Annotated in this window: 16 protein-coding genes; 10 read left to right on the top strand and 6 right to left on the bottom strand. The window is 63.1% G+C overall.

Going from position 1 to position 14,045, the window contains the following annotated elements:
* Positions 1–24 precede the first annotated feature (24 nt).
* The gene (locus U5A57_RS04065; protein WP_321908404.1) at positions 25–684 is read right to left on the bottom strand and encodes a glutathione S-transferase family protein; all 660 of its coding nucleotides are present in this window, start codon (positions 682–684) and stop codon (positions 25–27) included.
* A gap of 176 nt (positions 685–860) precedes the next feature.
* Here U5A57_RS04065 and U5A57_RS04060 point away from each other — a divergent pair, with 176 nt between their 5' ends.
* The gene (locus tag U5A57_RS04060) at positions 861–1,484 is read left to right on the top strand and encodes a glutathione S-transferase (protein ID WP_321908402.1); all 624 of its coding nucleotides are present in this window, start codon (positions 861–863) and stop codon (positions 1,482–1,484) included.
* A gap of 33 nt (positions 1,485–1,517) precedes the next feature.
* On the opposite strand, the gene U5A57_RS04055 is transcribed toward U5A57_RS04060, so the two are convergent.
* Positions 1,518–2,762, bottom strand: coding sequence for an NADH:flavin oxidoreductase/NADH oxidase family protein (locus U5A57_RS04055; RefSeq protein ID WP_321908400.1), 1,245 nt, complete (start codon positions 2,760–2,762; stop codon positions 1,518–1,520).
* 213 nt (positions 2,763–2,975) lie between these two features.
* Between U5A57_RS04055 and U5A57_RS04050 the strand changes: the two genes are divergently transcribed.
* The 3 genes from U5A57_RS04050 to U5A57_RS04040 all read left to right on the top strand — a co-directional run bounded on the left by U5A57_RS04050 (position 2,976) and on the right by U5A57_RS04040 (position 5,751).
* Positions 2,976–3,881, top strand: coding sequence for an acetoacetate decarboxylase (locus tag U5A57_RS04050; RefSeq protein WP_321908586.1), 906 nt, complete (start codon positions 2,976–2,978; stop codon positions 3,879–3,881).
* A 61-nt stretch (positions 3,882–3,942) separates the two neighbouring features.
* On the top strand, positions 3,943–5,187 hold the full coding sequence (locus U5A57_RS04045) for a saccharopine dehydrogenase family protein (RefSeq protein ID WP_321908398.1): 1,245 nt from the start codon (positions 3,943–3,945) through the stop codon (positions 5,185–5,187).
* A gap of 81 nt (positions 5,188–5,268) precedes the next feature.
* Positions 5,269–5,751, top strand: a complete 483-nt coding sequence (locus U5A57_RS04040; protein ID WP_321908396.1) for a MerR family transcriptional regulator — start codon at positions 5,269–5,271, stop codon at positions 5,749–5,751.
* Positions 5,752–5,784: 33 nt separating this feature from the next.
* Here the strand turns inward: U5A57_RS04040 and U5A57_RS04035 are convergent, their stop codons facing one another.
* Complete coding sequence (locus tag U5A57_RS04035; protein WP_321908394.1) at positions 5,785–6,468, bottom strand: type 1 glutamine amidotransferase domain-containing protein; 684 nt, start codon at positions 6,466–6,468, stop codon at positions 5,785–5,787.
* A gap of 135 nt (positions 6,469–6,603) precedes the next feature.
* Positions 6,604–6,762 carry a helix-turn-helix domain-containing protein gene (locus tag U5A57_RS04030; RefSeq protein ID WP_321908391.1) on the bottom strand — a complete coding sequence of 53 codons (159 nt, stop codon included), beginning with the start codon at positions 6,760–6,762 and terminating at the stop codon, positions 6,604–6,606.
* Here U5A57_RS04030 and U5A57_RS04025 point away from each other — a divergent pair.
* Positions 6,761–6,976: a DUF3820 family protein gene (locus U5A57_RS04025; protein ID WP_158761255.1), complete on the top strand. Its 216-nt coding sequence runs from the start codon at positions 6,761–6,763 to the stop codon at positions 6,974–6,976. The genes U5A57_RS04030 and U5A57_RS04025 overlap by 2 nt on opposite strands.
* Positions 6,977–7,034: 58 nt before the next feature.
* Positions 7,035–7,445 carry a VOC family protein gene (locus tag U5A57_RS04020; RefSeq protein ID WP_321908387.1) on the top strand — a complete coding sequence of 137 codons (411 nt, stop codon included), beginning with the start codon at positions 7,035–7,037 and terminating at the stop codon, positions 7,443–7,445.
* On the opposite strand, the gene U5A57_RS04015 is transcribed toward U5A57_RS04020, so the two are convergent.
* Positions 7,442–8,725 carry an adenylosuccinate synthase gene (locus tag U5A57_RS04015; protein ID WP_321908385.1) on the bottom strand — a complete coding sequence of 428 codons (1,284 nt, stop codon included), beginning with the start codon at positions 8,723–8,725 and terminating at the stop codon, positions 7,442–7,444. The two genes, U5A57_RS04020 and U5A57_RS04015, sit on opposite strands and share 4 nt — an antisense overlap.
* Before the next feature lie 143 nt (positions 8,726–8,868).
* Here U5A57_RS04015 and gcvA point away from each other — a divergent pair, with 143 nt between their 5' ends.
* The 3 genes from gcvA to U5A57_RS04000 all read left to right on the top strand — a co-directional run bounded on the left by gcvA (position 8,869) and on the right by U5A57_RS04000 (position 11,680).
* Positions 8,869–9,762 carry a transcriptional regulator GcvA gene (gene gcvA / locus U5A57_RS04010; RefSeq protein WP_321908382.1) on the top strand — a complete coding sequence of 298 codons (894 nt, stop codon included), beginning with the start codon at positions 8,869–8,871 and terminating at the stop codon, positions 9,760–9,762.
* Positions 9,763–9,876: 114 nt separating this feature from the next.
* On the top strand, positions 9,877–10,188 hold the full coding sequence (locus tag U5A57_RS04005; RefSeq protein WP_321908381.1) for a winged helix-turn-helix transcriptional regulator: 312 nt from the start codon (positions 9,877–9,879) through the stop codon (positions 10,186–10,188).
* Between the two features lie 100 nt (positions 10,189–10,288).
* On the top strand, positions 10,289–11,680 hold the full coding sequence (locus U5A57_RS04000; RefSeq protein ID WP_321908379.1) for an MFS transporter: 1,392 nt from the start codon (positions 10,289–10,291) through the stop codon (positions 11,678–11,680).
* A 6-nt stretch (positions 11,681–11,686) separates the two neighbouring features.
* Here the strand turns inward: U5A57_RS04000 and U5A57_RS03995 are convergent, their stop codons facing one another.
* Positions 11,687–12,523: an AraC family transcriptional regulator gene (locus tag U5A57_RS03995; RefSeq protein ID WP_321908376.1), complete on the bottom strand. Its 837-nt coding sequence runs from the start codon at positions 12,521–12,523 to the stop codon at positions 11,687–11,689.
* A gap of 239 nt (positions 12,524–12,762) precedes the next feature.
* On the opposite strand from U5A57_RS03995, the gene U5A57_RS03990 reads away from it, so the two are divergent.
* Entirely contained in the window at positions 12,763–14,007 is a 1,245-nt protein-coding gene (locus U5A57_RS03990; RefSeq protein ID WP_321908374.1) for a sugar ABC transporter substrate-binding protein, read from the top strand.
* Positions 14,008–14,045 lie beyond the last annotated feature (38 nt).

Genomic DNA, 14,045 nt, shown 5'->3' with positions numbered 1-14,045 from the left:
ATTCGGATACCTTACCGAATCACGTCAGTCGCGATCCGGTGCGCCGAGCGGAAAGAGCGGGCGGTATGGCCGCGCCTCGTTCACGGCACGTGCATACGAAGGCCGCGCGAGCAGGCGCTCGCGATAGGCGCGCAGCACGGGATACGCCGGGGCGATGCGATGCGTCCAGTCCGCGTAGAAAAGCGACGAAGACGCGGCGCAATCCGCCATCGTGTAGTCCTCGCCCGCCGCCCAGGTTTTGCCCGCGAGATGGCCTTCGAGCCATGCATAAGCAAGTTCGAGCTTTTCGGCCGCAAAGGCCCGCCCTTCGTCGCGCCTCGCCGGGTCGCCGGTCAACGCGCCGTCCACGGCGCGTTGCACGGGCGTCATGACATGCAAGTCGAAAAAGCGGTCGAGAAAGCGCACGTCGAGCGCGGCCATGGGATCGGCGGGCAGCAGGCGTACCGGCCCGGGATGCTCGAGCTGCAGGTATTCGATGATGATGCTTGTTTCCGCAACGTTGCGCTCGCCGTCCACGAGCACCGGAAACTTGCGCAGCGGCCAGCGTTGCAGCCACTGCGCCGTATGTTCGGGCGAATCCGGACCGATGCCGCGAAATTCGAACGGTGTGTTGTTCTCGTACAGCGCGACGAGCACTTTCTGCGTGTACGAGGAAAACGGGTGACCATATAGCGCGAGCGACATCGTCGAGTCTCCTGATTCGAGCGGGGGGCAAGTCGTTGAACCATGCGCCGGTTGCGTGCGGATTGCAAGCGCGGCCGGGCACTGCAGCGGCGTGTGCTCGGGCAACTGTACATGGCGCCGGCCCGACGCGTGACGTATCGTGCACGCGTGCGGTTTCCCTTCCCGGCCCTCTCGATATGCTCAACATCCTTGGCAAAGCATCGTCCATCAACGTTCGCAAGGTGCTCTGGACCTGTGTCGAATTGAACCTTCCCTTCGAGCGTGAGGATTGGGGCGCGGGCTTTCGCTCGACACATGAGCCCGAGTTCCTCGCATTGAATCCCAATGCGCTCGTGCCGGTCATCAAGGACGGCGATTTCGTTCTGTGGGAGTCGAACACCATCATCCGCTATCTGGCGTCGCGCTATGGCGGCGCGCATCTCTATCCTGCCGATGCCGTGATGCGTGCGCGCGTCGATCAATGGATGGACTGGCAGGCGACCGATCTGAACCGCTCGTGGAGCTATGCATTTCTCGGTCTGGTCCGAGCGTCGCCCGCTCACCAGGCGACGAACGACATTGCCCTTTCGGTCGACACCTGGACCCGCCACATGCGCATTCTCGACGCGCGGCTGCAGGCAACCGGCGCGTTCGTTGCCGGCTCGCAATTTTCGCTTGCGGATATTCCCGTTGGGTTGTCGGTGAACCGCTGGTTCGGCACGCCGTTCGAGCATCCCCGTTTGCCCGCCGTTTCCGCGTATTTCGAGCGGCTCGCCGAACGCCCCGGGTTTGCGTTGCATTGCGCGAACGGGGTGCCGTGAGGAACGGCGCGCGGGTTTGCCTATCAGGCGCCGCTATCCGACGCTGACGTTCAGGCGCTGCGTCATCCAGCGCCGGTATTTGCGGGTGCGCGCCACGTCCGCCAGTTGTTGCACGATCAGCGCTCGCAACGGCGACACTGTCGGATCAGGCGTCTTTCCCCGGCTCAATCTGCGCAACTGAAACTTGACTGCAGCCATGTTGGCCAGCGAGGCCAGCGGTTTGTTCTTCCATGTGATTGGCGCAAGCGCCGGCGCGTTGTCTTTGCCGGCACGCCAGTCGCGGGGCAAACCCGGATCGATCGCCAGGGCGGTGCCAATGCCGACCATGTCCACCCCGCTCGCAATGACCTGTTCGGCAACGGTGCGGCGGCGAATGCCGCCCGTGACCATCACGGGCATCTTCGCGATCGTCCGGATATCGCGTGCGAAATCCACGAAATAGGCTTCGCGGGCCAGGGTGCGTCCATCGCGAGCATCGCCTTGCATGGCCGGGGCTTCATAGCTGCCCCCGGACAGTTCCACCAGGTCGACCGCCAGATCGTTCAGCAACGTCACGACGTGCCGGGCATCGTCGGCACTGAACCCCCCGCGCTGGAAATCGGCGGAGTTCAGCTTGACGGCCACGGCGAACCGCGGGGAAACCACCGCACGAACGGCTTTGACGATCTCCAGCAACAGGCGAGCCCGGTTCTCGAGCGAACCGCCCCATTGATCCGTTCGCAGGTTAGTGAGCGGGGAAAGAAACTGGCTTAGCAAATAGCCGTGCGCCGCGTGGATCTCGACGCCCGTGAAGCCAGCCAGCTCGCCCAGCCGCGCCGTGCGCGCAAAGCGCTGGATCACGTCTTCAATTACTTCGCTCGTCATCGCGTGGGGCGTATTGAAGTGCTTCGACATCTTGCCCAGCGCCAGCGGGACAGCCGAAGGCGCCCATGTCTGCTGGCCAAGATTGGCCCGCATCTGCCGTCCCGGATGATTGATCTGCAGCCAGAATTGCGCGCCCTTCGAACGGCCGATCTGCGCCCAACGCCGGAATGCTTCGAGGTGCTTGTCATTCTCGAGCACGACCCCGCCCGGTCCGGTCATGGCGCGGCTGTCGACCATCACGTTGCCGGTAATGAGCAACCCGGCGCCGCCTTGCGCCCACGCCTGATACAGACGCATCAGTTGCCCGGACGGGGCGTGGTCGGCGTCAGCCATGTTTTCTTCCATGGCGGCCTTGGCGATGCGGTTCCGGATCATGGACCCGTTGGGCAATGGCAGTTTGTCGAACACGTTCATCGGTTCACCTCGTTGGATCGAGGTTCGACTTTAAGGTTGAAGTCAACTTTAATGTCAACCCCTTTTGCGAGGCGAACAAGGGCAGCCCGGACTAGCCGCATCTGGACGCTTGACCTTCAAGTTGAGTTTAACCTTAAAGTGCTGGCTGAAGTCCTGCATATCGCGCTGCATGCCGGCGCGTGCCAGGTTAAACATCGGGAAAGGTCAGCGAACATGGAAAGGCGCTACACACAGGTCGAATTTGGACTGCATAAGGTCGAGGTGCCGGCAGGCGGCTACTACGACCGCTTCCGGATGAACCCGAACCTCGACGAAGTGGCGCGGGACCCTGCTGCGGGCAATATCGACTATTTCCGCAGGATTCCAAAGCAACTGGTTAACTCGCGAGTGGGTCCGACGTGGGCGCCTAACTTCTACTATCGCACGCACAATGTCCAGGTGCTCTTTCTCGCTCCCTTGTCCCGGCTGCGAGCGATGTTGCCGACCCCGCTGGAGCCGCTTCGGGCATTCCCGGGCTTCGGGCTAGTCGCGCTGACTTTCTTTGCGTATGCCGTTTGCGATAACGACCCCTACGACGAAGTTTCCGTTGCGATCGTGATTCGTCGGCCTGGCGCGAGCGGGTCCCATGCGCTGGAACTGCTCGACTCCATGCGGCGTCGAAGTTTCTTCGCACATGTGCTGGCACTGCCCGTGAGCACGGAAATCGCGCGGGTGCGTGGCGTGTACGGCTATCAGTTGCCCAAATGGCGCGCGCAGATCGATGTGCGTATCGGCGCCGATGTGAGGGCTCATATTGCCGGCCCGGGTGGCGCGCCGGACCTGACCTTGAATGCGCCGCTTCCGGCCTTGCGCGATGTCGTGTCTCAATCCCATATGGGGACGACGACCATGGTCAACCGGGTCGATGGACAATGGCATCAGGCCACGGTGCAGACCAATACGCTATCGTTCGCTCAACGCCTTTTCCCGCGCAACGTCAACCTGTCGCGCGGTGGCGGTCCACTGAGCCAGTTGCTCGACGGACTGGGCGTCTCAACCATCATTCGTATGGACGTGGTCAAGGACGCGCAGGTCGTTCTGAATTTGCCAACGCCGCTAAAGGTCTTCGATTGTGCGTGAACGTGAGCAGGGAGGCGCGTATTCCGCCGCCGCTAACACGCAGCCACACAAGGAAACGCCTATGACCGCTCCAGCCTGTGACATCGTCGTGTTTGGGGCCACTAGCTTCGTTGGTCAAATCCTGACGCGATACCTCGCCGAACACCTTGCACAGCAGCATGAAACTTTGCGCTGGGCCATTGCGGGCCGATCACAAGCGAAGCTCGACGACCTCAGGCGCTCGCTGGGCGCGGCGGGGCAATCCCTGCCCGTCATCGTCGCGGACGCCGCCAGCGAAACCCAGTTGCGAGCGCTGTGCGCGCAAACCAGGGTGGTCGTGTCCACCGTCGGCCCCTATGCGCTTTATGGCGAACCGCTAATCAAGGTTTGTGCGGAAAGCGGCACCGATTATTGCGACCTCACTGGCGAGACCCCGTGGATCAAAACAATGATAGAGAAGTACGAACCGGTGGCACAGAAGACGGGGGCGCGCATCGTGCATTGCTGCGGCTTCGACTCGGTTCCCTCGGACATGGGCGTGTGGTTTCTGCAGCAACACGCGATGCGCCAATTCGGTGTGCCAGCCACGCATGTCAAGATGCGCGTCAGAACCCTCAAGGGCGGCGCGTCGGGCGGCACGGTCGCTAGCGTGATCAACGTGGTCCAGGAGGCGGCTGCCGATCGGTCCTTGCGCAAGGCACTGATGAATCCCTATGTGCTCTGCCCGGAAGATCACGGCTTCAACGCGCGCCAGCATTTCATCAGGTCCGCTCAGTTCGATTCCGCGTTCGATGCGTGGATCGCGCCCTTCGTAATGGCGGCCGTGAACGAGCGCGTCGTTCACCGCTCGAATGCGCTCTCGGGCAACGCCTATGGCACTCAGTTCACCTATGACGAAGCCGTCTTGACGGGGCCGGGCCTGAAGGGACGCCTGAGCGCCCTGGCCGTCGTGGCAGGGCTCGGGGCGTTCATGGCGGGCATCGTCGTCGGCCCGGTTCGCAGCCTGATGCAACGCTTTCTATTGCCCAAACCGGGTGAAGGTCCAAGCCCCGAGGCTCAACGGGCGGGTCGCTACGATTTGCGGTTTTTCGGCCGAACCGACGAAGGGCAAGTGCTGCGCGTGAAAGTGACCGGAGATCGCGATCCGGGTTACGGCTCGACCGGCAAGATGCTGGGGCAGGCGGCGATCAGCCTCGCGCGCGATCTCGTCGAGGACGGCGCCAAGGCCGGACGACCCGGCGGATTCTGGACGCCGGCCACGGTATTCGACGCACGCTTCATCGAGCGTCTGACTCGCTATGCGGGTTTGCGCTTCGAGCCGATATGACGTGTGACGAGGGTTGAAGCGATTCGGGCGAAGCGTTAAGTTGACGGTCAGGTTCGGTCTGACCGGGGGAGTGTCGGAAACATGAAAATCGGTGAACTTGCGCAGCGCACGGGACTTGCGGCTTCGCGTATTCGCTTCTACGAGGGTCTCGGCCTGCTGAAGGCCGAGCGTGAGCCTAACGGCTATCGGACGTATTCAACTCAAGCCGTGCTGGTGCTCGATCTGATTGCGTCGGCTCAGCAAGCCGGTTTCAGTCTGGACGAGATTCGCACGCTGCTACCGCCCGACCTGACGCAGTGGAAGCACGGCTCGCTCGTCGAAACGCTGCGCGGCAAGGTGCAGGATATCGAAGCACTGGAAATGCGGCTCGCGCAGAGCAAGGCGCATCTCGTCGCGCTTCTGGCGGAAATCGAAGCGAAACCGCACGACATGGATTGCACCGCCAATGCGAAGCGGGTGTTGTCGCGGATGCGCTCGGGGGAGGTGAAAGCGCCGGCTCTGCAGGCCGCGGATGTCACAACGCTTCGCAAAGCGAAGCGTCGCGGGCCGGTCAAGGACCGCTAGCACGCGTGCCGCTTGGCCTGCCCTTGCCGAGCCTCACAGTAACGAAGCGACCCGCTCGGCTGTCGCCTTCGCCGACTGCGGGTTTTGCCCGGTCACCAGCCGGCCATCGGCAACGACCTTCGAGACGAACGGCAGCAGGGCTTTTTCGTAGCGCGCGCCGCGCCGCTTCATCTCTTCTTCGGCGTTGTAGGGTACTTTTTTCGCGACGCCCGCCAGCACTTCTTCTGCCCATGAATAACCGGTAACCCGGCGCTGCGCCACGAGCCGTGTGCCGTCGGAGAGCGTTGTATTGAGCAGTCCGCAGTAACCGTGGCAGACGGACGAAACGACCCCGCCGCGTTCGTAGATATCGCGGGTGATGCGCTGCAGGCCGGCATCGTCGGGAAAGTCCCACATGACGGCGTGGCCGCCCGTGAAATAGATCGCGTCGAAGTCTGCCGCGTCGATCTGGTCGGGGCGCGCCGTGGTCGCGAGAAGTGCCTGGCGATCCTTATCGCTTAGCCACGCTTTTACCGACGCATCGGCCAGCGGCCATTTGAGCGAGCGCGGCTCCAGCGGCGAGAGGCCGCCCTTCGGGCTGACCAGGCGCTGGTCATACCCTTTCCCGGCGAAGACGTGCCACGCATGCGTCAGCTCGGATAGCCAGAGGCCGGTCGGTTCGGCCTGGTCGGCATAGCTGGCGACGTTGCTGACAACATGCAGTACGCGTTTGGTCATGCTCACCACTCCCTTTTGCTTTGCCACCGGAACCTGGCGCCGATGCGTTGCACGTCACGGTGGGCAGTCACAACCATAACGTTCAAGTGAAGTTGAAGGTCAAGGTCTTTCGACACTTCGAGCTGAGCGACACGGTTATTCGCTGACGCGGAAATACTCGCTTGGCACCACCCCAAGCTGCTTTTTGAACATCGATGTGAATGCGCCAGGGCTGTCGTATCCCATACTGAGCGCGACATCCAGAATGCTCTGACCGGTCGCGAGCCGCTCCCAGACCGTGCACAATACGCCCATGCAAGCCCCAGACCTCGAACGCCTCGTCACCCTCGCCATGCCCTTCGGCAAATACAAAGGCCGGCTCATCGCCGACCTGCCCGGGCATTACCTCAACTGGTTCGCCCGAGAAGGCTTTCCGCCGGGCGAGATCGGCCGGCTGCTCGCGCTGATGCACGAGTTGGACCATAACGGCCTGAAGGGATTGCTCGAGCCGCTGCGCAAACGCGCCTAGCGCCAATCCGGCGCCCGGCGCACAATGCGCTGGCGAATCTCTTGCGAGGCAGCGCAACATGGCCAGATTCCAGCCCGATGGATGGCATACCGTCACGCCGCGAATCGTCGTGCGGGACGCGGAAAACCTGATCGCGTTCATCAAGACGGTGTTTCTGGCGCAGGGCGAATTCCGCCACGGGCTGCCTGCCGAAATCAGGATCGGCGATTCCGTCGTGATGGTCAGCGGATCAGACGGCCTGCGCGATCCAATGCCGGCATTCCTGTATGTCTACGTCGAGGATACCGACTCGACGTACCAGCGGGCAGTGGCGGCTCATGCGATCTCGCTCGAGCCGCCAACCGACCTGCCATACGGCGACCGGCGCGCGATGGTTAGAGATCCGTGGGGAAACACCTGGCAGATCGCCACACATCAGCGCGACCTCAGCGCCGCCGAGATCCAATCAAGGTTGGCCAACGAAGGTTAGGCGAACGGCGCTTGCAGGACAATGGCGTCGTCGCGTTCAGGGCCGGTGGTGACCATCGCCACGGGAACGCCCACTTCGTTGTGGATCGCCTCGATCAGCGCCGCTGCCTGCGGTGGCAGATCGCCATATGCGCGCACGCCCCGGGTCGACCCCGCCCAGCCATCGAAACGCCTGAGGACCGGCTGAAGGCGCTGCTGCTCGGCGTTCGTGGACGGCATATAGTCGATGCGCACCCCGTCGAGCATATAGCCCACGCAGAGCTGCACCGACTCGAAGCCATCGAGCACATCGAGCTTGGTCAGCGCCAACTGGTTGATGCCCGCGACTTTGCAGCTCTGACGCAGCTGCACGGTGTCCAGCCAACCGCAGCGGCGCGGGCGGCCGGTGTTGACGCCGTACTCGCCGCCGCGCTGCCGGAGTTCGTCACCGAGCGCTCCGTCCAGCTCCGACGTGAACGGACCTTCGCCAACCCGCGTTGCATAGACCTTGCTGACGCCCAGCACGCGCCCCAGGTGCGCCGGGGCAATGCCGGCGCCACTGGCCGCGCCGGCGGCAATCGTGCTCGACGATGTGACGTACGGGTAGCTGCCCCAATCCACGTCCAGCATGACCGCCTGCGAGCCTTCGAATACCACGTGCTTGCCCGACGAATGAGCGCGATCCAGTTGCTCCCACACACGACCCACGAACGGCAGGATGCGCGGCGCCATGGCAAGCAGGTTGCTCAACATCGGCTCGAGCGGGAACGGCTCCTGGCCCGAACCGCGAAGCCACGCGTTGTGGTGCTCGAGCAAGACGTCGAGTTTCCGGGCCAGCAGTTCCGGTTCGGCAAGATCGCACACGCGCAGGCCGCGGCGGCCAACCTTGTCTTCGTAGGCCGGCCCAATGCCGCGCAGCGTGGTGCCCAGCGGCTTCGCGCGCAGGCGTTCCTGGGCGGCGTCGATTGCGCGGTGCACCGGCAGGACCAGCGTGGCCGTTTCGGCGATTTGAAGCACCTCAGGCGTTACGCGAATGCCCAACGCCGCCATCCGGTCGATCTCTGCGAAAAGCGCTTCGGGGTCGAGCGCAACGCCGTTGCCGATCAGGCCGAGCTTGCCGCGCACCACGCCGCTCGGGAGCAGCGCGAGCTTGTAGGTTTGGCCATCCACCACCAGCGTGTGCCCGGCGTTGTGCCCACCGTTGTAACGAACGACGATGTCCGCCTTCTCCGCGAGCCAATCCACGATCCGGCCCTTTCCCTCGTCGCCCCACTGCGCGCCGACCACGACGACATTCGACATGCGATATTTCCCCTGGTGAGTAAATCGAACAGATCCGCAACCGGAGCTGCTGCCAAGGGGCTCAATATAGGGCTCCGTCGCTGCCACGAAAAGCGATGTAAACTCACGGAACTTGTCAGGAAAAGTCACATAGGATCTGGGTTATGTCCCGCCGTTTGCCGCCGTTGAACGCCTTGCGCGTATTCGAAGCCGCCGCTCGCGCGGAAAGTTTTTCGGCGGCAGCCGAGGAGCTTTGCGTCACGCACGGGGCCGTTAGCCGGCAAGTGCGGCAACTGGAGGACTGGCTTGGACTCGACCTGTTCGAGCGTCGCGGCCGAAGAGTCGTTTTGACAGCGTCGGGGCGCGCTTACCTGGCCGAGGTATCGGCGGCGCTCGATCGCATTGCGCTCGCGACCAGTGAGCAGCTTCGAGCCACACGGGCGCAGATCGTGAGGGTCAATGCGCCCACGACCTTCGCGCTGCGCTGGCTCTTGCCGCAGCTTTCCGGCTTCCAGCTGACCAATCCGGCGGTCGAGGTGCGGCTGACCACGTCGGATGAGCCGATCGAAAAGCTCGGCGACGAATGCGATGTGGCGATTCGCGGCAGCGAACAGAAGGCGGCCGGGTATGCGGTCAAGGAGTTCTTGTCGGAAGTCCGGCTGCCGGTTTGCTCACCCAAGGTGCTGGAAATGCACCCGATACACGATGTCCCGGACCTCGCGCACCACACCCTGCTCCACACGGCGACCTATCCCGGCCTTTGGGCGGAGTGGCTTGCGGCAAGCGGCAATCCCGGGCTTGCGCCTCGCCATTCCCAGCAACTGGATCACTTCTACTTGACCCTGCAGGCCGCCATCGACGGTCTGGGTATTGCAATGGGTCCTACCGCGCTCGTCGCGCTCGACGTCAAAGAGGGCCGCCTCGTGTTTCCGTTCGACGGCCCCGCCCTGCCCGCATGGCGCTACTGCAGCTATGTCCGCGAGGCGCGCCTCGATGACCCGGCCATCCATACCTTTCTCGCGTGGTTGCGCGAACTCGGACAGCGCTTTTCGGCGTAGACAGATAGGGGCATCGCTTGCTTGACAGCGCCAATTCGATGCTTTAAAAAGTAAAGCATGAAAATTCCACGACCAGGACAACCCGTTCGCGGCTCGACAACCGGACGGCCGATCATGGTCGTGCTGGACCTGCTCGGGCGGCGGACCGCACTGCGGATACTGTGGGAACTGCGCGGCGAAGCGTTGACGTTCCGCGCGCTCCAGGAAGCCTGCGACACCAATGCCCGCCTGCTCAATACACGGCTCGCGGAATTGAGAGCGTCGGGTCTCGTCGAGCACGGCGAGGGGGGTTATCAAATGACGGCCGAAGGCAGGAAACTCCGGGCCGCATTGCAGCCGCTGCAAGTCTGGGCGCGCGAGTGGGCCGAGCGCGACCCGCAGGGGTTTGAAGCAGCAGATCGCGATCACTGCGGCCGCGAGGCTTAATTCATCAGGTTTCCGAACGATTCACGCACTAGGCTGCGCAAGCCTGCACTAGCCTGCACCACAGGCAAGCCACGTTCCGCACGCGCCAGGGAGTTGAACGATGTTGCACAACGTGAACCATCTCCGCTGGAAGATCGTGGCCTTGCTCGTCGCGCCACTGACGTTCGCGATGACGCTCGACCGCACAGCCATGGCGGTCGCGGCCCCGACGATCCAGAACGAACTGGGCCTGTCGATCGTCGAGATGTCGATGATTCTCACGATCTACTTCTGGGCCTACGCAATCGGACAGATCCCGGCAGGCCGCGCTGCCGAACGCTACGGGTCGCGCAAGGTGCTGTTCGGCACGAGCACGCTCTGGTCGCTCATGATGATCGCCACACCCCTGGGCGCATCCTTCGCCTGGCTCTTCGGGTGCCGCCTCGTGCTGGGCGGGGCGCAATCGGCGGACTGGTCGAGCAGTGTCGTCGCTCTCAAGCGCTGGGTTCCGGCCAGCGAGCGCGCAAAAGGCAATGCCCTGCTGCTCGCGGGGCTTTATCTTGGCCCGATCGTTTCGGCGCCGCTTACGGCGTGGACCATCGCGCGGTTCGGATGGCATGCCGTTTTCTACGGATTCGGCGCACTGGGCCTGCTGCTCGGCGCAGTCTGGTGGTTCGGCTACCGCGACACGCCGGCAGCGCATCCGCTCATCACGAAAGCAGAGGCCGAGTACATTGCAGACGGCCAGCCAGCTGGGCACACCGCGGCCAAGGGGGCGCTCAGGCGCTGCCTGCGGCAGTGGCGCTTCTGGATTTTCGGTGTCCAGTACTTCCTGCTGGTGCTGATCCAGAGTTTCTATACGACGTGGCTGCCGACGTACCTCATGCGAGCGCGCGGGCTTTCGCTCAAGGCGATGGGTCTGTACGCGTCGTTGCCGTGGGTGGCGGGGTTCGTGGCCGTGTTCGCCGCGGGGGCGTTCAGCGACTGGCTGCTCAGAAAGACCGGCTCGATCCATCGGGCGCGCACGCCCGTTGCGATGAGCGGATTTGTCGTGAGCGCGCTTGCGTTGGCCGCGGCCTCGCGAGCCAGTTCGATTGCCGTGGTGATCGGCTTGCTGTGCCTGTCCTTTGCGGCGGTGGGATTCGTGCAGGTCGTCGTGTGGTCTGCCACGCAGGATCTCGGGCGCGAGTTTGCCGGCGTCATGTCGGGCTGGACGAACGTGTGGGGGGCGCTGTCGAACGTCGCCGGCCCCATGACGCTGGCGCTGATCGTCAAGGTCACGCATAGCTGGGGAAGCGGCATGATCGTGATCGGCGCGGCGGCGGCTTGCGGTGCGCTGCTATGGCTGTTCGTGCACCCCGAGCGCCCCTTGCTCGGCGACGACATGGACGGCCCGCCAGCCCCCGTTGAAACGAGCGCGACAACAGAGCCAGCCAGGGACGCGGCCGCTTCGCGCAACGATGCGCGCGAAGCCGATGCCAATGCCGGACAGGTGTCCGAGCAGAACGGCTGAAACGTATCAGGCTGTGTTGACATGAACCCGCAAATGCAGCCGCCGAAATGCGTTCGGCGTCATGCCTTTGCTCTTCTTGAAGAGCCTGCGGAAATATCCGCTGTCTTCGAATCCGCATTCGTAGGCGACCTGCGCGATCGTCAAGCGGTCCTCAGCAAGCACAATGGCAGCGTGCAGCATACGGCGTTCGTGCACGGCGTCGGTCAACGTACGGCCATACACGGCGCGATATACCCGTCCTAGATAATCCGCATTGCAGCCCAGGTGCGCCGCAATCGACGATGCGCTGATCGCCTCATGAAAGTGCGTGCGAATCCACCGGTCGGCGCTTGCCGCCAACTGCTGCGGCGCTCCGTCGACAGCCGTGGCCGCGACGCGCGAGCGCTTCAGTTCCCAGAGCATCTGCAGGATCGCGAGGCTGTCCGGCACTGCTTGGACGCCATAGATTTGCTGGTCGTTCAAGAGACGCTGGAACATGCCCGACAAATGATCGGGCCGCTCGACGCGCGCGTGCTGGGGAATCTCCAGCCACTCACGCGACGCCGAGCCGGAAGGCGGCGTTTCAGGCAGCGTGAAATGCACCCAGTAAAACTTGAGGTCGGGGGCGAACGGCGACGTGCCGCCGTGCAACCGGCCAGGCCAGAGCAACAAGGTTTCGCCCGCATTCACTTCGAATTGCCTGCCGTCCTCGTGAAGTTGCAGACAGCCCTGCCGCACATAAATCAGTTCGTGAGACTGGATTCTTCGCGACGGATGCACGCCCACGCCGCGCGAGACAAACAGACCGCCATTACTCGCTTCGAGAGGCGGCAACCAGGCCAGGCGGAGTGCGGAATCTGTCATGGGTAGAAAAGTCGGAATTGTCCTGTTTTACTGCGGATTCTTCATCTTGCGAGTCCAAACGTAGCGTGTCAATCTTTGCGCACCGGGCGTTCGCGGAGAGCCGGAAAAGGCCACTGCAACGCACAAAGGTAGAAAAAAGCACATTTCCCAAAGTTTGGCGGCACGTACCAAGCGGCGATGCCAGCATGACGGCCAGCAAAACGTCGCAAAGCGCGTGTCGATGACAAGAGGAGACATCCATGATTCGATACAAGCGGTGGCTTGGACGGTTGGCATGCGTGGCATGGTTCGCCGCGACCCACGCACAGGCCGATGACGGCATTTCCTTTTGGGTACGCGCGTCGGATGCGGCGTTCGTCACACCGCTGGTCGCCACCTGGAATCAAGGTCATCCGACCAAAGTCAATTTGACCGTCATTCCGAACGACGACTTCGTCACCAAGTTCGGCACCGCTTCGGCCGGGGGCGCCGCGCCGGATGTGATCGCCATCGACCTGATTTTCGTGCCCGAGTTTGCGCGCGCAGGTCAGCTGACCGATATCGGCGACCAGGCTAAAAAACTGCCCTTCTACCAGAGCCTCAGTCCCTCTCATCTGCGGCTCGGTAATTACCAGGGCAAACAATACGCGCTGCCTTTCAGCGCGGAAAGCTCGATGCTGCTGTACAACAAGAGCCTCTTCAAGCGCGCGGGTTTGAATCCCGACCAGCCGCCGAAGACGTGGGCCGAACTCGAAGCCGACGCCAAAAAGATCACCGCGCTCGGCAACGGCATCAAGGGGTTCTATTTTTCCGGCGCGTGCGGCGGCTGCAACATCTTCACAATGACGCCCTACGTGTGGGCTTCAGGCGGCGACCTGCTCTCGGCGGACGGCAAGACCGCCACGTTGACTAACCCCGCGCTCGAAGGCACGCTCGCCATGTATCGGCGCATGTGGGAAGCGGGCGATATTCCGGCGAGCGCGAAAACCGACAGCGGCGCGAACTTCATCAATGCATTCCTCACCGGCAAGATCGGCATGGTCGGCTCCGGCGCATTTTCAATCGGCATCCTGAAGAAAACGCATCCTGAGATCGACTTTGGGCTCGCCTATCTGCCCGGACAGAATGGCGGCTGGGCGAGCTTCGCCGGCGGCGATTCGATCGCGATTCCGGTGGGCTCGCAGCACAAGCAGGACGCGCTCGAGTTCATCAAGTGGAGCCTTGGCGAGCAGGTCCAGGTCGATCAGTTCGCGAAGAACGGCAGCATTCCCGTGCGCGTCGACCTCGCCGACAACGCCTATAGCAAGCTCGACAGCCGCTATCTGCTGGCGGCCACGGCAATGAGCAAAGGCCGCACGCCGTACAGCACGAAGTTCAATCAGTTGATCAACGATCCCAACGGCCCCTGGCTCGCAATGATTCAGGAGGCGGTCTTCGGCAAGGGCGTCAACGCAGCCGTCACGACTGCGCAGGCACGCTTCACCGAGATCCTGAACGCCCAATAGCGCGTGATCACGCCTGATCACTGAGCAATCACGCCCAA

The organism is Paraburkholderia sp. J11-2, from assembly GCF_905220185.1.
Classification (GTDB): Bacteria; Pseudomonadota; Gammaproteobacteria; order Burkholderiales; family Burkholderiaceae; genus Paraburkholderia.
This window is presented reverse-complemented; position numbering and strand designations above follow the sequence as displayed.

What these genes read in the sequence shown, in the direction of transcription:
- U5A57_RS04055 (WP_321908400.1), bottom strand. Translation starts at nt 2,762, where the DNA reads ATGAACGTGTTCGACAAACTGCCATTGCCCAACGGGTCCATGATCCGG.
- gcvA (WP_321908382.1), top strand. Translation starts at nt 8,869, where the DNA reads ATGTCCCGCCGTTTGCCGCCGTTGAACGCCTTGCGCGTATTCGAAGCC.
- U5A57_RS04035 (WP_321908394.1), bottom strand. Translation starts at nt 6,468, where the DNA reads ATGACCAAACGCGTACTGCATGTTGTCAGCAACGTCGCCAGCTATGCC.
- U5A57_RS04030 (WP_321908391.1), bottom strand. Translation starts at nt 6,762, where the DNA reads ATGGGCGTATTGTGCACGGTCTGGGAGCGGCTCGCGACCGGTCAGAGC.
- U5A57_RS04060 (WP_321908402.1), top strand. Translation starts at nt 861, where the DNA reads ATGCTCAACATCCTTGGCAAAGCATCGTCCATCAACGTTCGCAAGGTG.
- U5A57_RS04015 (WP_321908385.1), bottom strand. Translation starts at nt 8,725, where the DNA reads ATGTCGAATGTCGTCGTGGTCGGCGCGCAGTGGGGCGACGAGGGAAAG.
- U5A57_RS04040 (WP_321908396.1), top strand. Translation starts at nt 5,269, where the DNA reads ATGAAAATCGGTGAACTTGCGCAGCGCACGGGACTTGCGGCTTCGCGT.
- U5A57_RS04000 (WP_321908379.1), top strand. Translation starts at nt 10,289, where the DNA reads ATGTTGCACAACGTGAACCATCTCCGCTGGAAGATCGTGGCCTTGCTC.
- U5A57_RS04045 (WP_321908398.1), top strand. Translation starts at nt 3,943, where the DNA reads ATGACCGCTCCAGCCTGTGACATCGTCGTGTTTGGGGCCACTAGCTTC.
- U5A57_RS04020 (WP_321908387.1), top strand. Translation starts at nt 7,035, where the DNA reads ATGGCCAGATTCCAGCCCGATGGATGGCATACCGTCACGCCGCGAATC.
- U5A57_RS04025 (WP_158761255.1), top strand. Translation starts at nt 6,761, where the DNA reads ATGCAAGCCCCAGACCTCGAACGCCTCGTCACCCTCGCCATGCCCTTC.
- U5A57_RS03990 (WP_321908374.1), top strand. Translation starts at nt 12,763, where the DNA reads ATGATTCGATACAAGCGGTGGCTTGGACGGTTGGCATGCGTGGCATGG.
- U5A57_RS03995 (WP_321908376.1), bottom strand. Translation starts at nt 12,523, where the DNA reads ATGACAGATTCCGCACTCCGCCTGGCCTGGTTGCCGCCTCTCGAAGCG.
- U5A57_RS04005 (WP_321908381.1), top strand. Translation starts at nt 9,877, where the DNA reads ATGGTCGTGCTGGACCTGCTCGGGCGGCGGACCGCACTGCGGATACTG.
- U5A57_RS04065 (WP_321908404.1), bottom strand. Translation starts at nt 684, where the DNA reads ATGTCGCTCGCGCTATATGGTCACCCGTTTTCCTCGTACACGCAGAAA.
- U5A57_RS04050 (WP_321908586.1), top strand. Translation starts at nt 2,976, where the DNA reads ATGGAAAGGCGCTACACACAGGTCGAATTTGGACTGCATAAGGTCGAG.